This window comes from Tardiphaga alba (assembly GCF_018279705.1).
In the GTDB taxonomy this organism is placed as follows: Bacteria; Pseudomonadota; Alphaproteobacteria; order Rhizobiales; family Xanthobacteraceae; genus Tardiphaga; species Tardiphaga alba.
Genome location: NZ_CP036498.1, coordinates 4,346,535 through 4,371,519, shown reverse-complemented (window position 1 = coordinate 4,371,519; position 24,985 = coordinate 4,346,535). Strand labels below are relative to the sequence as shown.

Below are 24,985 nucleotides of genomic sequence, written 5' to 3'. Positions count from 1 at the left end.
ATGACAATCAGCGGCGTTGGCGGGCGTACCTCCTATATCGGATCCGGCATTCTCAATCTGCGCAGTCAGCTCGATACGCTGACTCAGCAATTGTCGAGCGGCAAGATCGGAAACACCTATGCGGACCTCGGCAGCGGCGCCAGCCTGTCGATCGCCTTGCGCGCGCAGATCACCACCGTGGCGTCCTATGCGGACACGGCGACCAATCTCAACACGCGCATCGGCGTCGCCAATCTGTCGCTGCAGCGGCTGGTGGCGATCGGCACGGAAGTGAAGGGCGCAGCGGTGAGCGCCGGCGGCAATTTCGACAATACCGGACAGACCCCGGGGCAGAAGACCGCGTCGCTGAATTTCTTTGATAGCGTCGACATGCTCAACGCCAGGTCCGGCGACCGTTATCTGTTCTCCGGCCGCGCGACCAACACGGCGCCGGTGGCGCCGGCCGACCAGATCATGAATGGCAATGGCGCCGCGATTGCCGGCCTCAAGCAGGTGATCGACGAGCGCAAGACGGCCGATCTCGGCGTCAACAATAACGGCCGTGTCGGCACGACAGTCGGCGTGCCGGTCACGACTGTGGTGGCCATCACCGAAGAAGACATGACGCCGACTGCGCCTGCGACCGCGTCGCCTTTCGGCATGAAAGTCGCCAGCATCGCCACCACCATTGCCGGCGCAACGGTGACGCAGCCATCGACGGCGACCCCGCAACAGAAGTCGATGTCGGTCAATTTCGGCACCAGCACGCCGCAGGTCGGCGATACGGTGACGGTCTCCTTCACCATGCCCGACGGCACCCAGGAAAACATCGTGCTGACGGCGTCGGACAAGACGCCGCTGCCGGCGAATTCCTTCGCCATCGGCGCGGCTGATCCCAGCGCGACGCCGCCGGTGACCGTCGCGGAAGCCACGGCGATCAAACTGAACGAAGCACTCAGCACCGCCATGAAGGACCTCGCCAACGGCCCCATGGTGGCCGCGTCGGCCATCGAGGCGGGCGAGAACTTCTTCGACAATCCGCCGCTGCGCGTGGTCGGTGCACCGAATGCTTCGGCGACGTCGGTCGCGTTGCAGGCAGGCGACGAGACCAATACGGTAATCTGGTATCACGGCGAGGCAAATGACGTCGTGCAGAACGGTGCGGCACGCGGATCGGCGGTGTCGCAGATCGATACGTCGATCACGGTGCAGTATGGCGCGCGCGCCGACGAGCAGGCGCTGCGCAACCAGTTGCAGACGGTGGCGGTGTTCGCGGCCGTCGCCGTTGATGCGGACAAGCTCAACAATCCCGCTTATGCCAAGGATGCGAATGCGCAGATCACGGCACTGAACCAGCGCGTGGCCCAGAACCTCGCCGACGTGCCGGGCCAGCAGACCGTCGAGAACATCCAGGCGGATTTCGCCGGAGCGCAAGCCGCGATCAAGTCGAGCACCGACCGTCAAGTGCAAACCAAGGCGATGGCGCAGACGATGCTCGACAGCATCGAAGGCATCAACAATGACGAGGTCGCCACCAAGATCCTGGCGCTGCAGACGGCGTTGCAGGCCTCGTATCAAACGACGTCGACGCTGTATCAGATGAGTCTCGTCAAGTTCCTCTGACGCTCACAGGCGAGGACGCTCGCGCCCGCGAACTGACAATCCAAAAAGAAGCCCGGCTCCCCGCGAGCCGGGCTTTTTTCTTTGTGCGTGTCGCCGCCGGCATGATGCGTCATCCGGATTCCGGCGCTTGCCGGTGCGTGCTGTTCCTCGCCTCGTGGTGATGCGAATCGCGTCGTCATAGGTAGGCATGTCCGATTGTCGTCTCCGTTTTGCGGTGGCGCTTCTGCAGTCTTTGTGCGCGGTTCCATGCATGAAAAATATTTCGCGTTTTGCTGGTTAAGAAATCGTCCTCATCAAGCATGCGGATCTCGAGTTCTAGCGCAGCTAGATACCGAAACTGCACAATGTGTAGTCGTGGTATGTACGTAGGATGGTTTTGATAGTAAGCGTGAAATCGCTAGGTGAGAAGTTGTTTGCGTAGATGTGTAGTCATTGATGAAGTGTAGTTGCGTATGAGAGTAGCGCTGACTTTCGGAGATTGATTTCATGCATTGTTAGAAGCTCGGGCTCATCTTTCCGGCGTCGATCAAGAAGATCGTGTGTTCATTTTACCAGGAAGGTATCTCACATGTCCGGCATCACTCTCTCAGCATCCGTGCGTCAGAATCTGCTCTCGCTGCAGTCGACTGCGGATCTCCTCGCCACCACCCAGGGTCGTCTCTCCAGCGGCAACAAGGTGAACTCGGCGCTCGATAACCCGACGAACTTCTTCACTGCGCAGTCGCTGAACAATCGCGCCAGCGACATCAACAATCTGCTCGATGGCATCGGTAACGGCGTTCAGGTCATCCAGGCCGCCAACACCGGCATCACCTCGCTGCAGAAGCTGGTCGATTCCGCGAAGTCGATCGCGAACCAGGCACTGCAGGCCACGACCGGCTACACCAAGTCCAGCGTCACCTCGAACACGTCGGGCGCCACTGCGACGAACTTGCTCGGCACCACTGCGATCCAGACCAGCTCGGTGACGGGCACGGCTGTGCTGAACAACAACACCGCCGTCTATTCGGCTCATGCCGGTGCTGCCGGTACGGCCGTGCTGAACGACAACACCGGTACGGCTGTTGCCATCACCGGCGTAACCAAGCTGTCGGGTACCGCCGGTGCAGCCTCGGACAACCTGGCGACCGCATTCATCGCGACCGATACGATCGTTGCCAATGGCAAGACGATCGCGTTCAACAGCGGCGCCGGCACCACGGGTTCGATTGCCGCCGGCAACCTGTCGATCGATATCACGACCGGTACTGTGCAGGACGTCCTGACTGCCATCAACACCGCGACCGGTGGCACCTCGGGTATCTCGGCTGGCAGCATCACGCTGACCACGGGCACGACCGCCGATATCGCTCTGTCGGGCACCGGCGTCGCCAAGCTCGGCCTTGGCACCACCTATGCCGCTTCGCGCAACTCGGCTCCGGCCACCGCGACTCCGATCGTCGGCACGACCAAGATCGCGGGTGCCACGGGGCAGGGTGCTTTGGCGACAAACCTGACGACGTCCGACACCATCACGGTGAATGGCCGCACGATCTCGTTCTTCGACTCTGGCGCTGGCGGTTCGGCTGGCTCGGCGGCGAACACGACCTATTTCGATCTCGCTACGGCGACTGTCGAGGACGTGCTCGATCAGGTCGACACCTATAGCGGCGGTGCGGCGCATTCGTATAGCAACGGCAAGATCACGCTGAACGCTTCCACGACCGCCGATCTCGTTCTGGGTGGCACGGGTCTCACCAAGCTGGGTCTGGTCGCCGGTACGACGGCTGCCAGCAAGGCGGCGGATGCCGGCCTGACCGGCAAGACTCTGACGATCGAAGCCACGGGCGGTCCGACCAGCGGTGCTGTTGCCACCAACATCACCTTCGGCACCGGCACCAGCCAGATCTCGACCCTTGACCAACTGAACAAGGAGCTGGCGAAGAACTTCCTACAGGCCTCGATCAGCACCAAGGGCGAGATCACCATCACCACCACGAACGATGCCGCTTCGTCCAGCATCGGCGTGATCGGTGGTACGGCAACGGCCGTCGGTTCGGCGTTCGAAAGCAAGGTGGCGACCGCTGCGGTTGCCGACGCTGCCTCGCAGGCCACGCGTGCCAGCTTCGTCAGCCAGTTCAACCAGGTGATCGACAATATCCGCACCACCGCGCAGGACGCGTCCTTCAACGGCGTCAACCTGCTCAACGGTGACACGCTGTCGCTGACCTTCAACGAAACCGGCAAGTCGAAGCTCGACATCTCGGGCGCATCCTTCGGCCCGGACGGCCTCGGTCTGTCGTCGCTGGCGGCGGGTACGGACTTCATCGACAACGCGTCGACGAACAAGATCCTCGCCAGCCTGACCAATGCCAGCTCGAAGCTTCGTTCGCAGGCGTCGGCCTTCGGTTCGAACCTCTCGATCGTGCAGATGCGTCAGGACTTCTCGAAGAACCTGATCAACGTGCTGCAGACCGGTGCGTCGAACCTGACGCTGGCCGACACGAACGAGGAAGCGGCCAACAGCCAGGCGCTGTCGACCCGCCAGTCGATCGCCGTCTCCTCGCTCGCGCTGGCCAACCAGTCGCAGCAGGGCGTGCTCCAGCTGCTCCGCTAAGCGCAGCGAACGGACCAAAAAACAAAGCGGCGGGGGCAACCCCGCCGCTTTTGCGTTGATGCGCTCCGGATTTCCCGGTCGGCGGCGAGCGGTAGGATGAGGCCTGTCACATGCAGCGGCGCAAGCTTCGCTGCATTTTTTTGTGCGTAGGGATCTACCGGCTAAATCGCTGGAATCGCTGAACATTGCCGCGGTTCTTACGTAAGCGTGGCGGTGCTTAATTACAAAAACCGCGCAGCATTTTACCAAGCTTTAAGGCCCGCATCCCCATGGTACCACATCGACCAAGAAGGTCGTCGTTGTGTCTACCAGGAAGGTAACCAAACATGTCCGGCATTACACTCTCGGCATCAGTCCGTCAGAACCTGCTCTCGCTGCAGTCGACCGCTGATCTGCTCTCGACCACCCAGAACCGCCTCGCGACCGGTAACAAGGTCAACTCGGCGCTCGACAATCCCACCAACTTCTTCACCGCCCAGTCGCTGAACAACCGCGCCAGCGACATCAACAACCTGCTCGATGGTATCGGCAACGGCGTTCAGGTCATCCAGGCCGCCAACACCGGCATCACCTCGCTGCAGAAGCTGGTCGACTCTGCGAAGTCGATCGCCAACCAGGCGCTGCAGGCCACCACCGGCTACACCAAGTCCTCGGTCGCCAGCGAAGCCTCGGGCGCGACCGCTGCCAACCTGCTCGGCACCACCGCTGCCACCACCTCTTCGGTCACCGGTTCGGTCAAGCTGAACAACATCTCGGAAACGTTTACTGCTGGCTTCAGTGCGCTCGGCACTGCGATCACCAGCAACACGCAGGGTGCCTATGTCGCTCCGGTACGTACTGGCGCGAACATCGCCGGTATCACCGACGGGACCAGCTTGGTCAGCGATATCAGCACCAACACGCCTGCTGCAGGTCAGACGCTGACGATCGGCTCGACGACCTTCGGTATCGTCGGCACCGGCACGGCCTCGACCGCTTCGACGATCTCCGTCGATGACGACATCGACTCGGTCCTCACGAAGATCAACAGCGCTCTTACTGCTGCTGGTGGTGGTTCAGCTGTGCTCAACGGCACCGCGATCGACATCACCGGCAACACCGGCTCGAGCCTGACCATCGGTGGCACTGCCGCCGCCGGCTTCGGCCTGACCTCCGGCACCTTTGCCCGCACCAATGCGCCGCATACCCCGACGGCTGTGACGACTGGCTCGCTGCTCGCCGAGCCGGCGTCGCCGACGTCGAATGGTCTCGCCACGCCGTTCACCACGTCTGACACGATCACCGTCAACAACACCACGATCAACTTCTACGACTCGGGTGCAGGTCAGTCGACCCCGCCAGCGTTGGCGAACAACGTGTATCTCGATCTCGCCAGCACGACGGTTGCCAACCTGAAGACTGCGATCGATAACGCCAGCGGTGGTTCGCTGACGGTCAACGCCCAGGGCCAGTTCCGTCTCGCCACGGGTACCGCCACCGACGTTACCCTCGGCGGAACCGGCGTCGGCAAGCTCGGTTTGGCCACCGGCACTGTCGCACGTACCTCGGCTCCGGCCGTTGCTGCGCCGGTCACCGGTGCGACCACGCTGAAGGGCGCTGTCGGCACGAACTCGCTGACCGCGAACTTCACGTCGGCCGACAAGATCACGGTCAACGGCAAGACGATCGGCTTCTACGACTCGTCGCTGGGTGAAACGGATCCCCTGACGACCAACACGACCTCGTTCGACCTCGCAACGGCGGATGTTGCCGACGTTCTCGCGCAGATCGACATCTACAGCGGCAACACCGGCACGGCTTCGTCGGTCGTCGGTGGCAAGGTGCAGCTGAATGCCGGCACGCTCGCCGATCTCGACCTCGGCGGCACCACCGGTACCCTGGCCAAGCTTGGCCTGACGGCTGGCGTCACCGACGCGAGCAAGGCTGCCGGCGGCAGCCTGTCCGGCCAGACCCTGACCATCGCTTCGGTTGGCGGCGGTACGGCGACCAACATCACCTTCGGCACCGCCGATGGTGAGGTCAGCACGCTGGCTCAGCTGAACACGAATCTGGCGGCCAACAACCTCCAGGCCTCGATCAGCAGCACCGGCAAGCTGACGATCACGACCACGAACGACAATGCGTCGCTCGATATCGGTCTGATTGGCGGTACGGTGACCGGCACCGGCGGTATCTTCGAGGGCAAGACGGCATCCGCCGCTGAGCCCGATGCTGCCTCGCAGGCCACCCGCGCCAGCTTCGTTGCCCAGTTCAACCAGGTGATCGACAACATCCGCACCACGGCGCAGGATTCGTCCTTCAACGGCGTGAACCTGCTCAATGGTGACACGCTGTCGCTGACCTTCAACGAAACCGGCAAGTCCAAGCTCGACATCTCCGGCGTCTCGTTCGGTCCGGACGGTCTCGGCCTGTCGGCTCTGAAGGGCGGCACCGACTTCATCGATAACGCGTCGACGAACAAGATCCTGGCAAGCCTCAACAATGCCAGCTCGCAGCTTCGTTCGCAGGCTTCGGCCTTCGGTTCGAACCTCTCGATCGTGCAGATGCGTCAGGACTTCTCGAAGAACCTGATCAACGTGCTGCAGACCGGTGCGTCGAACCTGACCCTCGCTGACACCAACGAGGAAGCGGCCAACAGCCAGGCGCTGTCGACCCGCCAGTCGATCGCTGTCTCCTCGCTCGCGCTGGCCAACCAGTCGCAGCAGGGCGTGCTCCAGTTGCTCCGCTAAGCGCAGCGAACGGAACGAAAAACAAGGCGGCGGGGGCAACCCCGCCGCTTTTTTCGTTGTCATTGCCCGCTCGGCGGGGCGCCCGCAAGGCACTGGCCTTGCGGGCCTTTTTCATTTTGGGACAGATTCTGCGGAGGTCTTAATACGGCGTTAACCATATCTTAAATTGTCAGTGACCATATTCGGCCCTGAGCAGGAAGCAGGCAGGCCGAGAATCGGCCGTACTTGATCCGGTGACACCCCTCAGGGGTGCGTCGAGGTCCCTCTTCCAGAAGGGCGTTGAACATCACCGGCTGCATCGCTGCGACTGACAGGTCGTAGGCGGCTGCCATGCGGCGCGGACCTGAAGGTCCGGTTTCCGCAAGGAACAGGAAGGTCACAACATGTCAGGCGTAGTTCTCTCGGCGTCCGTACGCCAGAATTTGCTCTCGCTGCAATCGACAGCCGATCTGTTGGCGACCACGCAAAGCCGGCTTGCCAGCGGCAAGAAGGTCAATTCCGCCCTCGATAACCCGACCAATTTCTTCACCGCCGCCGGCCTCGACAGCCGCGCCGGCGACATCAACAATTTGCTTGATGGCATCAGCAACGGCGTGCAGATCCTGCAGGCCGCGAACACCGGCATCACCTCGCTGCAGAAGCTGGTGGACACTGCCAAGTCGGTCGCCAATCAGGCGCTGCAGAGCAATGTCGGCTACACCAAGTCGTCCCTGACCACGCCGGCCAATCCGGGCGCCAACGCCGACAACATCCTCGGCGGCACCGGCATCGCCAGTGGTTCGATTGCGGGCTCGGTTCTCAGCAACAATCACACCGGCGCCATCACGCCGGCGATCAATGCCGGCAGCATCGTCAACAACAACCATCTCGGCGCCTATCAGAGCGTTGCGGTGCTGGGCTCAGCGCTGAACAGCGACAACACGACAACGACTGCCCAGAACGGCTCGACCATTCTGTCGGGCACGGCAGGTGCGGGCACCAATAACCTGGCCACGCCTTTCATTGCGGCCGACACCATCGTCGTCAACGGGACAACCATCGGCTTCAACTCGGGCGCCGGCACCACTGGCTCGGCGACAGCGGGCACGCTGTCGATCGACATCACGACTGGCGATGTGGATGACGTCCTGGCGGCGATCAACGCGATCTCGGGCGGCTCGTCTTCGATCTCGGCTGGCGGCGCTATCACGCTGAATACGGGCACCACCAGCGACCTCATCATCAGCGGTAACGGTCTCGCTAAGCTCGGTCTTGCTGCCGGCACGACCAACCGCACCAATGCTGCGCCGACGCCGACGCCGATCACGACTGCGACGCGTCTCGCTGGCACAGCGACGCCGACCTCCAATGCGTTGCCGACAGCGCTGACCACGACCGATACGATCACCGCGAACGGCCAGACCATTGCGTTCTTCGACAGCGGCGCAGGCGGCTCGGCTGGCAGTGCGGCAAACACGACTTATCTCGATCTGGCGACGGCTACGGTGCAGAGCGTTCTCACCGAGCTGGACACGATCACCGGCTCGGCGACGGGCGCCTCGACGGTGACGGCGGGCGGCCAGGTGAATGTGAGCACGGGTGTCGGTCAGGATCTCGTGCTTGGCGGCACAGGCCTCACCGCGCTGGGGCTCACCGGCGGTACCACAACGCGTACCATTGCGCCCTCGACGCCGGCGCCGATCACCGCCGCCAGCAAGCTCAGCGGTCCTGCCAACCCGACCTCAAGTGCCCTGACGACGCAGTTCGCTGCAGGCGACACCCTCGTCATCAACGGCAAGACGATCTCGTTCAACAACGGCACCGGCACCGTCGGCAGTGCAACGGCAGGTACGCTGTCCATCGACATCACCACCGGCACCGTCAATGACATCCTGCAGGCCGTGGACTCCATCACCGGCGGCACCGGTTCGGTCGTATCGACGGCCGGCATCGTCACGCTGCAGACCGGCCTCGCGCAGGACCTGACGCTGGGCGGCAACGCGCTCGCAAAGCTCGGCCTCACCACCGGCACCTTCCAGCGCACGCCGGCGACCGGCGGCCTCAGCGGCCAGACGTTGACCATTGCCGCGACCACGCCGAACACCACGGCCACGAATATTACGTTCGGTACCAATCCCGGCCAGGTCTCGACGCTGGCGCAGTTGAACGCAGCGCTGCTGCCCAACAATCTGCAGGCTGTGATCTCGACCACCGGCGCCATCACCATCACCACGTCGAACGACGCGGCATCACAGACCATCGGCGTGATCGGCGGCTCGGCGACCACCACGGGCAACCTGTTCAATGGCCTCAGCCCGTCAGTGCCGACGCCGGATCCTGTCTCGATGTCGGCGCGCGCGCTGCTGGTCGAGCAGTACAACAACATCGTCAACCAGATCACCACGACGTCGCAGGATGCTTCGTATAACGGCATCAACCTGCTGAATGGCGATACGCTGAAGCTCGTGTTCAACGAGACCGGCAAGTCGACGCTCAACGTGCCCGGCGTGACGCTGTCGCCGGAAGGCCTCGGCCTGCCGGTTCTCCAGCGCGGCATCGATCTGCTCGACAACAACTCGGCCAACGCCTTGCTGGGCCAGCTCAATGCCGCCAGCACTCGGTTGCGCTCGGAAGCATCGACGCTCGGTTCGAACCTCTCGATCGTGCAGATTCGTCAGAATTTCGCGAAGAACCTGATCAACGTGCTGCAGACCGGCTCGTCCAACCTGACGCTCGCCGACACCAATGAAGAGGCCGCGAACAGCCAGGCGCTGTCGACCCGCCAGTCGATCGCCGTGTCCGCGCTGGCGCTCGCCAACCAGTCGCAGCAGAGCGTGCTCAAGCTGCTCCAGTAAGGCTGGGACTAGACGATATTGTTCCAGGCGGCGGGGGAAACCCCGCCGTTTGGCTTTTCGGAGCAAGCCATCGCGTGAGTCGGCGTGGTATCTGAGTGACTGGATAATTTGACGCAGTCGTCGTATTTCTACGGTCGGCGGCGTGTCATGCCGATGCGCATATGTCCGCTCTGCGAAGACGGAAAGAGGAGATCGGAATGCCACTGCGAGTCGAACTAAAGCCGGGTGAGCGAATCATCATCGGCCAAAGCGTGATCACCAATTCCGATACGCGCACGGCGTTCCTGATCGATGGCGATGCGCCCATTCTGCGCGAAAAAGATATCCTCACCGCGGAGACCGCGAACACGCCGGTCAAGCGTATCTATCTCTGCGTGCAGATGATGTATCTGGAGAACGATATACCGGCCTATCAGGAACTGTATCTCGGCTTCATCAAGGAACTGATCGAAGCGGTGCCGAGCTATCACGAGCCCATCGGCGAGATTAGTAAGCTTATCTTAAGTGGCCAACTTTACAAAGCACTCAGGGAATTGCGGCCGCTGATCAAGCGGGAAGAAGATTTGCTGAGGTAGTTTCATGTCCATCGGTGCCAGTGCCTATGCACGTACTGCTCAAACGACGGCAACACCGCGCGACATCGAGGCCCAGGCGCTTCTCAAGGCGGCACGCAAGCTGCAGGACGTGATGACCAATCTCGGCCACACCGATGCCGAGTTCGAAGACGCTCTGCTCTTCAATCGCAAGCTCTGGTCGATCTTCGTCGGCGATGCGATGAACGATTCCAATCCGGAGTCGGTCGAGATCCGCCAGAACATCGCGAATATCGGCATCTTCGTGCTGACCCAGTGCGCCGCGCTGAAGCTGCAGCCGGATGCCACGAAGCTGCAGTCGATGATCGATATCAATCGCAACATCGCGGCTGGCCTCAGCGGCCGCGGCGCCTGATCATCCCTGTGTAACGCGTTGTTAACGCGCACTGCTGCCTAGTGGCGATGCAGTACGGCTGGTGATTCCAGCCATCACCAGCAGGGACCGCGATGGCCGACGCACTCAGCATTCTCGCAACCGCGTACAAGACGACCACGCCGATTACGCCGGGCAAGTATGTTCCGGTGGACGCAGATGCCTACAAAGGCAGCTGGAAGGGCACCTACGCGAACGGCAAGAAGTTCGAAGTCGCCATTTCGCAGGTCAACGGTTTCCGGGCGCAGGTCAAGTATCAGAGCGAAGGCACGGTCAAGTACCAGCAGGTGCTGATCAAGGACAACGCCTTCCGCGTCGGTGATACGAAGGTGACCTTGAGCACGAATGCCGCCGGTGAGATCATCCCGAACAAGGCCGTCATCAAGAACGTCGTGACGGATAGCGCAACGGGTGGGACCTATCTCGACACGGCCTATGCGACGCGCAGCTGACGCTTACGCGTTGCGATCGGTTTCCATGCGCCGGTCGAACGATCTTGCTTCCTGCTTGGCCGTATCCATCGCACGCAGATAGGCTCGCGTTCGCAACTTCGTCTCTTCCGGATACTGGTTGATGATCTGGTTCGTCTTCTTGTCGACCGACACATAGACCATCTGCCCGGCATCGCGATCGATGATCACGCCTTTCGAGATGCGATCGCTGTCGACCTGTTGATAGTTCGCAGGCGAAATATTGACGTGCGAGATACCAGGGGCAGCCGTCACGGTTTTATCCGGCGGCAGTTGAGTAGGCACGGCTTCGCGCACCGCTTCTGGTGCGGGTCTGACGATCTGTGCCGCAACCGGTGCCCCCACCGGTTTGATCAAATAGTCGGTACTCATGGCAGCCCTCCTGGCTCCAATGACGTTTCCCGACCCCTTCCCAAACGCAGAGATTGCATCAAATCCGTGAATTCGATGCTTAAGTCCAGCCGACAATTTGAATCAAAAGCGAGTGGTGCCGCCGCTTGAAAGTGACGCGGCCGGCACCAGGCTCGGAGTGCCGCCTAGAGCGATCGGCTCATCATCAGCGGCGTCATGTTGGCGCGGCCGGGCTGTGCCTGTCGTCCCGCCGCCGTGTAGGTCTGCGGGATATTGCGGCGCTGCACTTCGGCATTGACGCCGCGCACGATGCCTTCGGACACCGCATGCGCGGTGGCGAGCACCGTGAGATTGACCTGGAGCATCGCGCGGAAGACGTCGTGATGCTTGCGTAGCGCCTGCAGCAGATCCGGCGTCGTCTTGGCGAGATAGGTCTGACTGATCTTGAGCAGCGAGATCATCGTGATGTAGCGCTTGGAAATATCCGCCTTCGGCGCTTCGAGCTTGATGGCTTCGCGGATATTGCCGGCGCGGATCAGCGCGGTTTCCTTGTCGATGATGGCGAGGAGGTCGTTCATCACCGTCATCAGCGCATCGGCGAGCTGGCGTGCTTCCGTCGGCGTCGCAACCGGGCGAGGCGCGACGATCGGAGCCGGTTGCTGGCGCATGGCATTGGTCATGACGATGTCCTCGTGCGTTAGTTGGAGGCCGACTTGGCAGAAGTCGAATTGTTGGAAGCCGAATTGTTTGAAGACTGGGCCTGCTGCAGAATGAGCGAGCGGAACACTTCGTTGGAGATGCCGACGCCGCCGGCCTTGGCGAAGGACTTCGAATATTCGTCCGTCAACATCGAGCGCCATGCGCTGGTGCCAGTGCTTTCGCCGAACGGGCCTTCGCCTTTGATGCCCGATGTCATCTGCGCGAACATGGTGTTGAGGAACATCGCCTCGAAGTCTTCGGACTGCTTGCGCGTCTTGGCTTGCGCCTGCGGCGAAACCTTCTGCATTGCTTCGATCAGCGACACATCGGGGCGGCCGTTGATGGTCGGGTGCTTGGCCTGGTAGGCGGCGGCTGCGTTGATGCCGTTCATCACATCACCTCGATATCGGCCTGGATGGCACCTGCGGCCTTGATGGCCTGCAGGATGCCGATCAGGTCGCGCGGTCCGATGCCGAGACCGTTGAGGCCGTCGACAAGCTGCTGCAGCGAGACGCCGTCCTTGACGATGGCGAATTTCTTGCCGTCCTCGGTGACGCCGACGCGGGTCGATGGGGTCTGCACCGTACGGCCGTTGGAGAATGCGCCGGGCTGGCTGACATTGGCGCTTTCGGAAATGGTGACGGTGAGGTTGCCCTGGGCAACGGCGACCGTCGCCACGCGGACATCGCGGCCCATCACGATGATGCCGGAACGTTCGTCGATGATGATCTTGGCGGCGAGATCCGGCTCGACCTGCAACTGTTCGATCTCGGTGAGCAGGGCGACGACGTTGCCCTTGAACTCGGCGGGGATCGACATCTGCACGGTGGACGGATCGATCGGCTCGGCGGTCTTGCTGCCGAGGAAATCGTTCACCGCGGCGGCGATGCGCTTGGCGGTGGTGAAATCAGGATTGCGGAGCGCAAGGCGCACATTGGGCAGCCTGTTCAGTGCGAATTCGATCTCGCGCTCGATGATGGCGCCGTTGGCGATGCGGCCGACGGTCGGCACGCCGCGGGTGATGCTGGCGGCAGCGCCTTCGGCGGCAAAGCCGTTGATGGCGAGGGAGCCCTGGGCGACGGCATAGACATTGCCGTCGGCGCCGAGCAGGGGGTGACGAGCAGGGTGCCGCCGGTGAGGTTCTTGGCATCGCCGAGCGCCGAGACAGTGACGTCCATGCGGGTGCCCTGGGTGCCGAAAGCGGGCAGGTTGCCGGTCACCATGACGGCGGCGACGTTACCCGTACGCAGCGTCTGGCCGCGAATATTCACGCCCATGCGCTCCAGCATCGCCTGCAGCGACTGGCGGGTGAAGGGGATGTTGTTGAGGGTGTCGCCGGTGCCGTTGAGGCCGACCACCAGACCGTAGCCGATAAGCTGATTCTGCCGGACGCCTTCGATATTGGCGAGATCCTTGATCCGGGACGTGGCATGCGCCGACGCCAGTGACAGCACAAGCGCGAACAGGGCCGCGCAGGCCGTCTGGCAGATTCGGATCGAAGGTAGACTCGGCATCCTCTGCTCCCCGCTGAGGTCTTGGCTCGGACCCTCGCCACTCCCATGACGATGTCCGGCTATCTCTATGCGAGGCCCGTGCCAGCCTGTTCGATGTTGTAAATATCTGAAATAAAACGACAAAAATCCCGTTCAAGGGTTCCGCAGGTCGTCTGGCCCACGCCGAAACTGCCGGTTGCGGCAGATTTTGCCGGGCTGTTTACGTTTGATTAACCATAAACCGCGAGGGTGCAGACAGGGCCGCCGGCTTTCGCGATGCTGTCGCTGGATGGGGCGGAGTGGCCACTGTGCGGACCGAAAATGGCCGCCATTTTCGCTGGACTCGCCGATGCGCATTTACGGACCGAACGGCACCACGCTTGGAACTCCCTCATCGGGCGCCAAGAAAGCCAGCTCGTCGACCTTTTCGCTGCCTGACACGGCACCTGCCGCGGATGCCCGGCCTGCGGCAGCACCGCGCGCCGCCAATAGCATCGATGCGCTTCTGGCCATGCAGGGCGTCGAGGACGCCACGGAACGCCGCAAGCGCTCGGTGCAGCGCGGGCGCGGTGCGCTCGACGTTCTGGACGAACTCAAGATCAGCATGCTGGCAGGCTCGATCACGCCCGCGACCGTGGCCCGGTTGCGCACGGCTGCGGCCGATCTCAAGGCCTCATCCGGCGATGCCGGTCTCGACGCGGTCCTCTCGGAGATCGAATTACGGGTGGAAGTCGAACTCGCCAAGGCCGGGCAGGTCTGAACCTCGACCTATTCCAGGCCGAACGCCAAGTTCCAGTGGAGAACATCCCGGGGAGCATCCGGGGACCGTTCCCGGACGTTATTGTCTGTCACACGGCGTAGCTATATAAGCGCCCGCGCGACCGGGTATTTCCGGCGCCATGAAGCATTGATGGATTGGCCTTGGACAAGACAAAGAGCTATCGCCCCTCCGATAAAGAGCCTTTCATGAATGACCGGCAGCGCGAGTATTTTCGCGCCAAGCTGCTGGCCTGGAAGGAAGAGATCCTCCGCGAATCGAAGCTCACCCTGCAGACCCTGCAGGAAGAGAATGTGAACCACCCCGACCTGGCCGATCGTGCCTCGTCGGAAACCGACCGCGCCATCGAACTCCGTGCCCGCGATCGGCAGCGCAAGCTAATCTCCAAGATCGATGCAGCGCTGCTGCGGATCGAGGATAACAGCTACGGCTATTGCGAGGAGACCGGCGAGCCGATCTCCCTCAAGCGCCTCGAAGCCCGCCCGATCGCGACGCTGTCGGTGGAAGCCCAGGAGCGCCACGAGAAGCGCGAAAAGGTCTATCGCGACGAATAGTCGTTTGGAATGCAGCGGTCGCCTTCGAAGGCGGCCGTTTTTGTTTGGGGAGGATGTCGATGGAGAAGTCTCTCGCGATTGCCGAGGTGCTGGCCTATGTGCGCCAGAATCGCACGCCGCTGGCCGAGCTGCCGCCGGAAGCGATCCCGCATGATGAAGCCGATGCCTATCGCGTGCAGGACGCGCTTCACAATCTGCTGTCACCGCATTTCGGCACGCAGGTCGGCTACAAGATCGGCTGCACCAGCGCGGTGATGCAGCAATATCTCGGCATCGATCATCCCTGTGCCGGCGGCCTCTATATGGGCAGCGTGCATGCCAGCGGCGCATCGTTGCGTTATGCCGACTATGTTCACGTCGGCGTCGAGTGCGAGATCGCCGTTCGATTGGCTCACGACCTCACGTCGTCGGGCGAGCCTTTCACCGCAGCCACCGTTGCTCCGGCGATCGAGGCCTATTTCCCGGCCATCGAGATCGTCGATGATCGCTATGCGGACTGGCGTGGCATGGATCCGCGTGCGCTGATCGCCGATGATTTCTTCGCGGCCGGCTGTGTGCTCGGCAAGGGTGTCGCACCCGGCAATGCGCCTGACCTGCTGTCGGTGACAGGCCGCGCCGTCGTCAACGGCGTCGAGATCGGACGCGGCACGGGCGCCGATGTGCTCGGCCATCCGCATCACGCACTGGCCTGGCTCGCCAATCACCTCGCGGCCCAGGGCAAGACGTTGCGCGCCGGTGAGTTCGTCCTGACCGGAAGTCTCGTGCAGACCGCGTGGCTGAATGCCGGCGATGAGGTGTGGATGGAACTGTCGGGCCTCGGCAGCGTCGCGGTCGACTTCAAGGCTTGATCGAAGGGGATGCGACGCCGCATCGCCTTTGAAATCATATCCCGCGCTTGAACTACCGGAACACTCGCTTGGCGTCCTCGTCCATGGCGACGAGCATATCCCTTGCGTGGACATAACTGGCCTCGACGATCTGGTCGAAGCGTTTCCATTCGAGCAGGCCCGTGCGCGGGATCTGGGGCTGAAACAGCAGATGCACGTGTTTGCGCATTGATTTCTGCTTGCTGGCCGAGGTGATGAAAGACGAAGCCAGCATGGTTTCGAACACGCTCGGCAGCCGGTAGCGCCGTTTCTTGCGCGGGCGGAATTTGTCGCGCAGCAGCGCCATCGTGCCCGGCACGCTTGCGAGTTCGAATGTACGGCCGTGATCGGTTGAGAGGTCGATACCGATGATCTTGCCGACACCCAGTTCGGCCATCACATCGACAGGGAAGTTGTTGAAGGTGCCGCCGTCGAACATCATATGGCCGTCGATGAAGACGGGCGGCAGCGCGCCGGGAATGGCGTAGCTGGCGATCACGTTGCGCGCCAGCGAGCCGTGTGTGAGCACGGCCTCGCCTCCGGTCGAATAGTTCGATGCGATGACGAAGAACGTCTTCCAGGTATCCTCCATGTCGATGTGGCTTGCAGCGGCATCGAACACGGCGGCGCTGATGGCATCGTGGCTGCGGCGGCCCCGGATCAGCGAAACCAACGGCAGAAAATTGTAGTCGCCGGTGATATTGCCCTTGGGATGCGCAACAAAAGCTTTGTGCACGGCGGTCCTAACGCCGCTCGCATCGAGGCCGAGCGCCATCACCATGCCCATGATGGCACCAATCGATGTGCCGCCGATGAAGTCCGCTTCGATACCGGCTTCTTCGATGGCTTTGACGACACCCACATGCGCAAAGCCCTTGGCGCCCCCACCGGCGAGAACAAGGCCGATGGCGCGACCCGATATGATCCGCGCGATTCGGCGCATGTCGGCATCGAGCGCGGGGCGGATGTGGAAGTGACGCGTCGCCGGCCGTTGCGCCAGCCAACGCGCCGTGCCCGACGGCGATTTCGTCGCCGCGTCGTGCTGCAGCACCAGCGTCCGGTTCGCGATGGAAATCGGCGTAGTGCCGTGCAGGCAGTCGCGTTCGACGGCCGACAGATCCGGTGTCGCGGCGGCGTCTGCGAGCAGCAGCACTTCGTCGGCATGCCGGAGGCAGAATCTCGTCCATTCCGTATCGGTGTGCTCCGCGACGAGATAGAGCGCGCCGTTGTCGGCCTCGACGCCGTTGACGTGGCGATCGACCGCGCCATAGCGCTTCCAGACATCCGCGCCGGTCTGGTTGCCGAGTTGGGCGGCGATATCCGCAGGCGTAATGATCGCGATCTTTGTCGGATCCGGCTGCGCAGTGCGCAGGGCTGCGGCGAAGCGGGCAGCATCGACGCCGGCAGAGATCGGCAGCACGCAGACATTCACGGGCACGGCCGGCGGCGTACCGGCCCGCTCCGCACGGCGGAAGCGCTCGATCACCAGCCTGGTCATCGACAGCGCGATCTGCGGGACCTTGCTGATCGCGGCTTCGACGACGCTGCGCGATACTTTGGCGACTGAAGAATCGCGCATTGCGATAATCGAGGCCGATCGCGGTTCGCCGGTGAACAAAGCCAGTTCGCCGATGGTCTCGCCCCGCCGGATCTCGCCCAGCACCTTGCGGTCGTTTCCATTCATAACGATCGCGCGCAGCCGGCCTGACAGCACGAAATACACATCGTCGCCGGGGTCGCCTTGCCGGAACAGCGTCTCCCCCGACGACAGGTCAATATAGTGAGTGCCTGCCTCGATCGCCGCGAGAATGCCGGCATCGTCGGTGGCGAAATGGTTGCCCAGAATGGTCTGCAGAAGCTGCCGACTGGGTTGATCTGCGAAGTCGGGCGCCGCGCGCATACATCCCCCGAATGCGATAATATTCTTATATGAATTAAGTACCGCCGCACGACATCATCAGTGGTGGATTTGAGTCAACGGAAATGGTGACGCAAGGCGCGCATTCGGCCGTCAAGGTTATTTCTGGTAGTGGGGCCGAAACGACGACGGCCTTCCGTCAGGGGAGCTAACGGAAGGCCGCGTTTGAACACCGCATCGCGTGGGAGCACGATGCGATGTGGGAGCTGGGAGAGCTTTAGAAGGGCAGCAAGACGTCGAGCACCTGCTGGCCGTAGCGCGGCTGCTGCACGTCGGAGATCTGGCCGCGGCCGCCATAGGCGATGCGCGCCTGTGCGATCTTCGAGCTGTCGATGGTGTTGTCGCTCTGGATGTCTTCCGGTCGCACGATGCCGGCGACGATCAGTTCGCGTACTTCGTAATTGACGCGGATTTCCTGCTTGCCTTCGACGACGAGATTGCCGTTCGGCAGCAATTGCGTGACGACGGCTGCGACGCTGGTCTGCAACGCTTCCTGACGCGCCACCGAACCCTTGCCGTCGCTCGACGACGTCGCGTCCGCGGTGATCAGCTTGCCCGGGAGGAGCGATTCCGCCGGCGTCGGCAGCAGCTTGCTGCCGAGGAAGTCGGTGATCCCCGCATCCTCCTTGTTGGTGCGGCTGCGCTGGGTCTGGTTGGCGATATTGGCGCGGTCGGTGAAGTTGACCGTGATGGTGAGAATGTCGCCGATCTGCCGAGCGCGCTGATCCTTGAAGAAGGCGCGTGAACCGCTGCGCCACAGGGAGTTGGCGTTATAGGACGCCACTTCCGGCTTCGGCATCGGCATCTGCACCGGCTTGTAGCCGGGCTGCGTCGTCGGATTCTCGATCGCCGTCAGGGCCGGCCTCTCGCCGATGGAGGCAAGGCGGTCGATGGACGAGCAGCCGCTGCTACCGACACCGGTCGCGAGGAGCGCTGCAAGGGCGAGTGGGCGATTGAACCGATACATCTACTTTACTCAGCTTTGCGAGAGACGGGCACGCGGTCGTTGGCAGCGAGGGCGATGGGAGAGGGAGACGCAGCGACGGGAGCTTGGGAGATCTTTTCAGACGCTGTGGGTTCGGGAGCGGATGGTGCGGGTGCCCGCTCGCCCGGGAGCGGGGCGGCGGACGGGGCGGACACGGTGATTTCGCCGCGACCGGTGACGACGCCGGCAACGCTGCGCTTCGACTGCAGGTTCATGACATTGACGACGTCGCCTTCGGTGCCGGATTCCTGTGCCTTGCCACGGACCGTCAGCTGCAAGCCGGGAGCGCGGTAGACCAGCGTGACGGCCTGGTCGCGCACCACGAGGTCCGGCTTGGAGAGGTCGGCATTGCGGAGCGCCTGACCTGCGCGCAGCTGGCGACGGCTCTGCATGCCGACGGCGCGGTCACGCGAGGCGCCGTCATTGCCGACTTCGCTCTTCGGGCGACGTTCCAGGACGACATCAGACGCTTTCAGAACTTCGTTGCGCTCGACGCCGCGCGCAAGAACGGCGACTTCCAGCGTTTCGACGGCGGTGCCGGTGAAGCGCAGCTTGGTCGCGGGAGCCGCGGTGTCGCTGTTGATAGCGAAGATGACGTCGAAGCGGCCGGTGCGCGTATCGAAGCGCGACGAGATCGGGTCGATGGCGCCGGTGTAGGACGGATCGAGCTGCAGGCTCTGCACGTCGCGGTCGAAAGTCAGCACCAGGTTGGTGGCGTCGCCGAGACCGTTGCGGTGCTCGAGCGCTTTGGCCACATGGTTCTCGAGTTCCTTGCTCTCGATGTTGCGCGACAGGCGCGTCACAGCAATCGACTGCAGGCCGCGGGTATCGACACCGATCACGTGATGTGTGCGCAAGGTTGCGATGATCTGCGCGGTGGTCAGCGTGCCGACCGTGCCGAGATCCGGCGCGCGATAGATCGCGATCTGCGCGGCGTGGCCGGCATTGTCGATGACGTCGCCGATGCGGACCACGTCGCCGGAGATGGAGACATTGGCGCGCAGCGCAGGCACGGCAATGGTGTTGTCGCGGATACCTTGCCCGAATGCAGTCGTCGCGGCAGCGGCGAGCATGGCGGTGGCGAGGAGGAGGGAGCGCATGGTCATGATCAACTCCCTCAGCGGAACATGCCGGATGTGGACTGCAGCATCTGGTCGGCGGCGCTGATGACCTTGGCGTTCATCTCATAGGCGCGCTGCGCGGCGATCAGGTCGGAGATTTCCGTGACCACTTCGACATTGGCCTGTTCGAGGTTGCGCTGCTGCATGTCGCCGAAGCCGTCGGCATTGGCGATGCCGTCCTGCGGCGGGCCCGATGCCGGCGTTTCCGTGAACAGGTTGTCGCCGATCGGGTTGAGACCGGCCTTGTTGATGAAGCGGGTCAGGTTAATGGTGCCCAGCACGGTCGGCGTCGTCGTGCCCGGTACGATGACCGAGACCTGGCCGGCGGAGTTGATGCTGAGCTGCGACGATGCGGTGGGAATGGTGATCGTCGGCTGCAGCAGGTTGCCCTGGGCATTGACGATGCGGCCCTGGCTGTCAGTGGAGAACGAACCGTCACGCGTATAGGTGAAGGTGCCGTCAGTCATCTGGATCTTGAAGAAGCCTTCGCCGCGGATGGCGACGTCGAGGTCGTTGCCGGTGATCGACAGCGTGCCCTGGCCCATCAGGCGCGGGGTGCCGACGGTCTTGACGCCGCCGCCGATATCGACGCCGACCGGGATCATGGTGCCCTGGTCCGATGCCTGCGCGCCGACGCGGCGCACGTGATCGTAGATGAGATCCTGGAACGCGGCACGCTGCTTCTTGTAGCCGGTCGTGCGCATATTCGCGATGTTGTTCGAGATGACCTGAACGTTGAGTTCCTGGGCCGCCATCCCGGTCGCTGCGGTATAAAGTGCGCGCATGGGTCTGTTTCCTTAAGCCGGAACGTCAGCGAGTTTTTCGATGGCGGTACGCCGCGAGTCGCCCTGCGACTGCAGCATGTTCGACAGTTCGGTGTAGGCGCGGGTGACTTCGATCATCCGCGTCATTTCTGTCACCGACGACACGTTCGAGCGTTCGATGAAGCCCTGGTTCAGCTTCGAGGTCACCGACTGCTGCGGATTGGCGCCGGGGCCGGCCGAATAGAGGTTCGAGCCTTCCTTCACCAGCTGCTGCGGCGAGGCGAACTGAACCATGCGGATCTTGCTGCGCACGCTGTCGACACGGTTGGTGCCTTCCAGCACCGTCACGGTGCCGTCCTGCGAGATGTTGATGTCGTGGTCGGTCTGCTGGAACACGATCGGGCCGTTATTGCCCAGCACCGGGAAGCCGCTCGACGTCACGAGCTGGCCCTGATTGTTGATCTGCAGGCTGCCGTCGCGGGTGTAGCGCGTGCCGGCCGGGGTCTGGACCTCGAGGAACGCGTTGCCGTCGATGGCGACATCCAGCGGATTTTTGGTCGGCTCGACAGGTCCGCCAGCAAAATCATGCATGGTGGCGCGGTCCTGCACGAAGGATACCCGGCGATCGCGGCCGACGAAGTTGTCTTCGTGCGCGGTCGGGCTCAGATATTCCTGGAACAGCATCCGCTCGGCCTTGAAGCCGACGGTGTTGATGTTCGCGATGTTGTTCGCCACGACGTCCATTTGACGACGAAGCGTCATCTGCCGCGACAATCCGACGAGACCCAAGTTCTCCATCGGGTAATCTCCCCTGGTCCCAACGAGCGGCTCTCCCAAGCCGGTTCGTGGATCTCGTGAACCACTCAAGCTCTCCCAAGCCGTGGTTCACACCAGTTGAGTAGCGAAACCCGTGCCAAGTCAAAAATTGTTGAATTATCAATCGATTGGTAGATTTTTGCCGGCGCGGGAGGGCGGCAGAAAGGTCTTGTTGACCATATTTGCCGGCAGAATTTTCCTAGTGGCGGCCGAAAATAAAGATTCCATTAACCATTGCGACCTAGCGTCCGGAACAGACAGGGCCTTTGGCGCTGGCAGCATTTGTATCGCGTCTTAGGGCCTGCTTTGCAGCATCGAGCCCATCCCAAACCCCGAACGGGCGAGCGATGGCGGATACCGAAAATTCTGAAGGCGGCGCCCCCGGTGGGGACGAGGCTGGAGCTCCCAAGAAGAGCAAACTCAAGCTGATCATCATCGGGGCCGTCGCATTGGCGCTGGTCGGCGGTGGCGGCGGCTACTTCTTTCTGGCCAAGGGCAAGAAGAAGGACGAGCACGCCGAGGCGGCGCCTGCCGCGGCGAAGCCGCTGTCTTTCGTCGAAGTGCCGGAGATCATGGTCAACCTCGCCGGTCAGCCGGGCGAGCGCGTGCAGTATCTGAAGGCGAAGCTGGTCCTCGAAGTGAAGGATGCGCCGCAGGTCGCGCTGATCACCCCGGCGATGCCGCGCATTACCGATATGGCGCAGGTCTATCTGCGTGAGCTGCGCTCGTCCGATCTCAACGGTTCGGTCGGCATGTTCCGCTTGAAGGAAGAGCTGACGCGCCGGGTCAATGCGGCGATCGCGCCCAATCACGTCAATGCCGTGCTGTTCAAGGAAATCCTCGTTCAGTGAGGGTGTGGGTCTAAAGCAATGTCTACCGAGCAGGTCGATCAGGACGCCATTGCCGCCGAATGGGAAGCATCTCTGGATTCAGAGGACCCCGTTGAGGCGGCTAAAGCTGCGGCCGAAAATGAACTGACCGGCACCATGGCCGAGCAGTGGGCCGCCATGGTGGAAGATGGCGGCCGCGATCTCGGCGGCGGCAAGAACGGCGGCGAGCGCGTCCTTTCACAGGAAGAAATCGACAATCTGCTCGGTTTCAGCGTCAGCGAAATCAATCTCGACGACAATTCCGGCATCCGCGCCATCATCGACTCGTCGATGGTGTCCTACGAGCGTCTGCCGATGCTCGAAATCGTGTTCGACCGCCTGGTGCGGCTGATGACCACGAGCTTGCGCAACTTTACCTCGGACAACGTCGAAGTTTCGCTCGATCGCATCACCTCGGTGCGTTTCGGCGATTACATGAATTCGATCCCGCTGCCGGCGGTGCTCTGCGTGTTCAAGGCGGAGGAGTGGGAGAATTTCGGCCTCGCCACCGTGGACTCCAGCCTGATCTATTCGATGATCGACGTGCTGCTCGGCGGCCGCCGTGGCCAGGCCTCGGTGCGCATCGAGGGACGTCCCTATACGACCATCGAGACCAATCTCGTGAAGCGCCTGATCGAGGTGGTGCTCGCCGATGCGGAGCAGGCCTTCCGGCCGCTGTCGCCGGTGTCGTTCAACATCGATCGGCTCGAGACCAATCCGCGCTTTGCGACGATCACCCGGCCGGCCAATGCCGCCATCCTGGTCCGTCTGCACGTCGATATGGAAGACCGCGGCGGCAATATCGAATTGCTGCTGCCTTACGCGACGATCGAGCCGATCCGCGCGACGCTTATGCAGATGTTCATGGGCGAAAAGTTCGGCCGTGATCCGATCTGGGAGAGCCATTTGGCCACTGAACTTGCGCAGGCGGAGATCGCCGTCGATGCCGTGCTCTACGAAGCCAACATTCCGTTGAAGCAACTGATGTCGCTCAAGGTCGGCGACACGCTGCCGCTCGACATGCGCGCCGATGCGCTGGTGGCCGTCCGCTGTGGCGCCGTCACCCTGACCGAAGGGCGGATGGGACGGGTCGGCGATCGCGTCGCGATCCGGGTCACCAAGCAGTTACGCAAACCACATACGACGCTTGCCATGTTTGAAAAGGCAGACGAACAAACCAAAATGATGGAGGCACAATGAGTCACTCACTGGGAATCGTGATCGAAGGCCTGGTTGCCGTCCTGCTGGTTCTGACCATCGCCTATTGCATGCTGCTCAACAAGCGGCTGAAGAAGCTTAAGGCCGATGAGCAGTCGCTGAAGGCGACCATCGGCGAGCTGATCACCGTGACCGAGATCGCCGAACGTGCGATCGGCGGCCTCAAGCATACGGTGCGCGACGTCAACGAGAATCTCGGCGCGCAGATCAATGCCGCCACGGCACTCGCCGATCAGCTCAAGGCGCAGCTCGCCGAAGGCGATCACGTGGTGCGCCGGATATCGAAGATTGCCATCGCTGCGCGCCCGCTCGTGGCGCAGGCTGAGCCCGAAGCGCCGGCTCCACGTGCCACGTCGGCGCGTGCCAATGCCGCCGCGGCGCAGGCATTTGTCGAGCGACGGAGGCCTGACGGCATCGCTGCATGAAGGCTTTTCGCGATATCCGTATCCTTCCTGTCGTTCTCGTTGCGGTCCTCGGGCTGGCGATCCTCAAGATCGCCGGCCTGGTGATCGATGGCGGCTATGTGTTTGAATATCAGCCGCAGCCCGTGAAAGCGTCATGGGCGCAGGAGATGTTCAATTTCCCCGGCGCACCCAAGCCGGTCGAGACGGATATCACGGGCTCTGTTCCGGACAAGAAAGCCGATCCCGCCAAGCCCACAGTCGGCGCACCCGACGCGATCGCCGTGACCAATACGCGCCCCGTCGAGCAGGCGCCGCATGTCTCCGACGCCGAACGCGCCATTCTCGAACGTCTGCAATCGCGTCGTCAGGAGCTCGATGCGCGCGCCCGCGAGATCGAGATTCGCGAGAGCCTGTTGAAGGCCGCCGAAAAGCGGATCGAGACCCGGGTCGATGAACTGAAGGGCGTCGAGGCCGGCATCAAGACGGCGACCGAACAGAAGGGCGAGGCAGATAGCGCGCGCTTCAAGGGCATCGTCACCATGTATGAAAGCATGAAGCCGAAGGATGCCGCCAAGATCTTCGATCGCCTGGAAATGCCGGTGCTGTTCGAGATCGCCTCGCAGATCGCCCCGCGCAAGATGTCCGACATTCTCGGCCTGATGCAGCCGGAGGCCGCGGAAAAGCTTACCGTGGAGCTCGCGCGCCGTGCACAGGGCGGCGAACGCACGCCGTCCACGGCGGAACTGCCGAAGATCGAAGGCCGGCCGGTCCAGCCGGTGCGTAATTAAAGCGTGATCCCGAAAAGTGGTGTCCGGTTTTCGGACAAGATCACGCTCTTAAGGAGCAAGATCCAGATACATCGAAGATGAATCTGAATCTTGCGAAAATCATTAACAACTCCTTAGAGGGCCGCTTCTAGATTTGGCGTGAGACGGACGAATGGCCGTTCCTC

At 62.4% G+C, this 24,985-nt stretch carries 22 protein-coding genes and 1 pseudogene; 14 read left to right on the top strand and 9 right to left on the bottom strand.

Features of this window, described 5'->3' with window-relative positions; translation table 11 throughout:
• The 7 genes from RPMA_RS20920 to RPMA_RS20890 all read left to right on the top strand — a co-directional run bounded on the left by RPMA_RS20920 (window position 1) and on the right by RPMA_RS20890 (window position 11,179).
• Window positions 1-1,602, top strand: coding sequence for a flagellar biosynthesis protein FlgL (locus RPMA_RS20920; protein ID WP_211909586.1), 1,602 nt, complete (start codon window positions 1-3; stop codon window positions 1,600-1,602).
• Between the two features lie 568 nt (window positions 1,603-2,170).
• Window positions 2,171-4,198, top strand: coding sequence for a flagellin N-terminal helical domain-containing protein (locus RPMA_RS20915; protein ID WP_211909585.1), 2,028 nt, complete (start codon window positions 2,171-2,173; stop codon window positions 4,196-4,198).
• A gap of 326 nt (window positions 4,199-4,524) precedes the next feature.
• Window positions 4,525-6,927 (top strand): flagellin N-terminal helical domain-containing protein, encoded by a 2,403-nt coding sequence (locus tag RPMA_RS20910; RefSeq protein ID WP_211909584.1) that lies wholly within the window; start codon window positions 4,525-4,527, stop codon window positions 6,925-6,927.
• A 383-nt stretch (window positions 6,928-7,310) separates the two neighbouring features.
• Entirely contained in the window at window positions 7,311-9,761 is a 2,451-nt protein-coding gene (locus RPMA_RS20905; RefSeq protein WP_211909583.1) for a flagellin N-terminal helical domain-containing protein, read from the top strand.
• A gap of 197 nt (window positions 9,762-9,958) precedes the next feature.
• A complete protein-coding gene (gene flbT, locus RPMA_RS20900) occupies window positions 9,959-10,336 on the top strand; it encodes a flagellar biosynthesis repressor FlbT (protein WP_211909582.1) in 378 nt (125 codons plus the stop codon).
• 4 nt (window positions 10,337-10,340) lie between these two features.
• Window positions 10,341-10,709, top strand: a complete 369-nt coding sequence (gene flaF, locus RPMA_RS20895; RefSeq protein ID WP_211909581.1) for a flagellar biosynthesis regulator FlaF — start codon at window positions 10,341-10,343, stop codon at window positions 10,707-10,709.
• Between the two features lie 92 nt (window positions 10,710-10,801).
• The gene (locus RPMA_RS20890) at window positions 10,802-11,179 is read left to right on the top strand and encodes a hypothetical protein (protein ID WP_211909580.1); all 378 of its coding nucleotides are present in this window, start codon (window positions 10,802-10,804) and stop codon (window positions 11,177-11,179) included.
• 3 nt (window positions 11,180-11,182) lie between these two features.
• Here the strand turns inward: RPMA_RS20890 and RPMA_RS20885 are convergent, their stop codons facing one another.
• The 4 genes and pseudogenes from RPMA_RS20885 to RPMA_RS20870 form a co-directional block, all read right to left on the bottom strand.
• Entirely contained in the window at window positions 11,183-11,569 is a 387-nt protein-coding gene (locus RPMA_RS20885; RefSeq protein ID WP_211909579.1) for a hypothetical protein, read from the bottom strand.
• Between the two features lie 164 nt (window positions 11,570-11,733).
• The gene (locus RPMA_RS20880; protein ID WP_211909578.1) at window positions 11,734-12,228 is read right to left on the bottom strand and encodes a hypothetical protein; all 495 of its coding nucleotides are present in this window, start codon (window positions 12,226-12,228) and stop codon (window positions 11,734-11,736) included.
• A 17-nt stretch (window positions 12,229-12,245) separates the two neighbouring features.
• Complete coding sequence (gene flgJ / locus RPMA_RS20875; RefSeq protein WP_211909577.1) at window positions 12,246-12,638, bottom strand: flagellar assembly peptidoglycan hydrolase FlgJ; 393 nt, start codon at window positions 12,636-12,638, stop codon at window positions 12,246-12,248.
• Window positions 12,638-13,761 (bottom strand): annotated as a pseudogene (locus tag RPMA_RS20870) (flagellar basal body P-ring protein FlgI). Before RPMA_RS20870 ends, flgJ begins: the two are co-directional and overlap by 1 nt.
• Before the next feature lie 328 nt (window positions 13,762-14,089).
• Between RPMA_RS20870 and RPMA_RS20865 the strand changes: the two are divergent.
• The 3 genes from RPMA_RS20865 (at window position 14,090) to RPMA_RS20855 (ending at window position 15,920) form a co-directional block, all read left to right on the top strand.
• The gene (locus RPMA_RS20865) at window positions 14,090-14,500 is read left to right on the top strand and encodes a flagellar assembly protein FliX (protein WP_211909576.1); all 411 of its coding nucleotides are present in this window, start codon (window positions 14,090-14,092) and stop codon (window positions 14,498-14,500) included.
• A gap of 206 nt (window positions 14,501-14,706) precedes the next feature.
• Window positions 14,707-15,072 carry an RNA polymerase-binding protein DksA gene (gene dksA / locus RPMA_RS20860; RefSeq protein WP_211909575.1) on the top strand — a complete coding sequence of 122 codons (366 nt, stop codon included), beginning with the start codon at window positions 14,707-14,709 and terminating at the stop codon, window positions 15,070-15,072.
• 59 nt (window positions 15,073-15,131) lie between these two features.
• Window positions 15,132-15,920, top strand: coding sequence for a 2-keto-4-pentenoate hydratase (locus RPMA_RS20855; RefSeq protein ID WP_211909574.1), 789 nt, complete (start codon window positions 15,132-15,134; stop codon window positions 15,918-15,920).
• A gap of 52 nt (window positions 15,921-15,972) precedes the next feature.
• Here RPMA_RS20855 and RPMA_RS20850 read toward each other — a convergent pair whose 3' ends face one another.
• The 5 genes from RPMA_RS20850 to flgF all read right to left on the bottom strand — a co-directional run bounded on the left by RPMA_RS20850 (window position 15,973) and on the right by flgF (window position 21,524).
• Complete coding sequence (locus tag RPMA_RS20850; protein WP_211909573.1) at window positions 15,973-17,838, bottom strand: patatin-like phospholipase family protein; 1,866 nt, start codon at window positions 17,836-17,838, stop codon at window positions 15,973-15,975.
• Window positions 17,839-18,073: 235 nt separating this feature from the next.
• Window positions 18,074-18,823 (bottom strand): flagellar basal body L-ring protein FlgH, encoded by a 750-nt coding sequence (gene flgH, locus RPMA_RS20845; protein WP_211909572.1) that lies wholly within the window; start codon window positions 18,821-18,823, stop codon window positions 18,074-18,076.
• Window positions 18,824-18,828: 5 nt separating this feature from the next.
• Entirely contained in the window at window positions 18,829-19,947 is a 1,119-nt protein-coding gene (flgA, locus tag RPMA_RS20840; RefSeq protein ID WP_211909571.1) for a flagellar basal body P-ring formation chaperone FlgA, read from the bottom strand.
• An 11-nt stretch (window positions 19,948-19,958) separates the two neighbouring features.
• On the bottom strand, window positions 19,959-20,747 hold the full coding sequence (flgG, locus tag RPMA_RS20835; protein WP_211909570.1) for a flagellar basal-body rod protein FlgG: 789 nt from the start codon (window positions 20,745-20,747) through the stop codon (window positions 19,959-19,961).
• A 12-nt stretch (window positions 20,748-20,759) separates the two neighbouring features.
• The gene (gene flgF / locus RPMA_RS20830; protein WP_211909569.1) at window positions 20,760-21,524 is read right to left on the bottom strand and encodes a flagellar basal-body rod protein FlgF; all 765 of its coding nucleotides are present in this window, start codon (window positions 21,522-21,524) and stop codon (window positions 20,760-20,762) included.
• Between the two features lie 365 nt (window positions 21,525-21,889).
• Between flgF and fliL the strand changes: the two genes are divergently transcribed.
• Genes fliL through RPMA_RS20810 form a run of 4 tightly spaced genes read left to right on the top strand, consistent with a single transcriptional unit; the run spans window position 21,890 to window position 24,821 of the window.
• Complete coding sequence (gene fliL, locus RPMA_RS20825; RefSeq protein WP_211909568.1) at window positions 21,890-22,393, top strand: flagellar basal body-associated protein FliL; 504 nt, start codon at window positions 21,890-21,892, stop codon at window positions 22,391-22,393.
• Between the two features lie 18 nt (window positions 22,394-22,411).
• Window positions 22,412-23,611: a flagellar motor switch protein FliM gene (gene fliM, locus RPMA_RS20820; RefSeq protein ID WP_211909567.1), complete on the top strand. Its 1,200-nt coding sequence runs from the start codon at window positions 22,412-22,414 to the stop codon at window positions 23,609-23,611.
• Complete coding sequence (locus RPMA_RS20815; protein ID WP_211909566.1) at window positions 23,608-24,054, top strand: DUF6468 domain-containing protein; 447 nt, start codon at window positions 23,608-23,610, stop codon at window positions 24,052-24,054. Before fliM ends, RPMA_RS20815 begins: the two co-directional genes overlap by 4 nt.
• Window positions 24,051-24,821 carry a MotE family protein gene (locus RPMA_RS20810; protein ID WP_211909565.1) on the top strand — a complete coding sequence of 257 codons (771 nt, stop codon included), beginning with the start codon at window positions 24,051-24,053 and terminating at the stop codon, window positions 24,819-24,821. Before RPMA_RS20815 ends, RPMA_RS20810 begins: the two co-directional genes overlap by 4 nt.
• Window positions 24,822-24,985 lie beyond the last annotated feature (164 nt).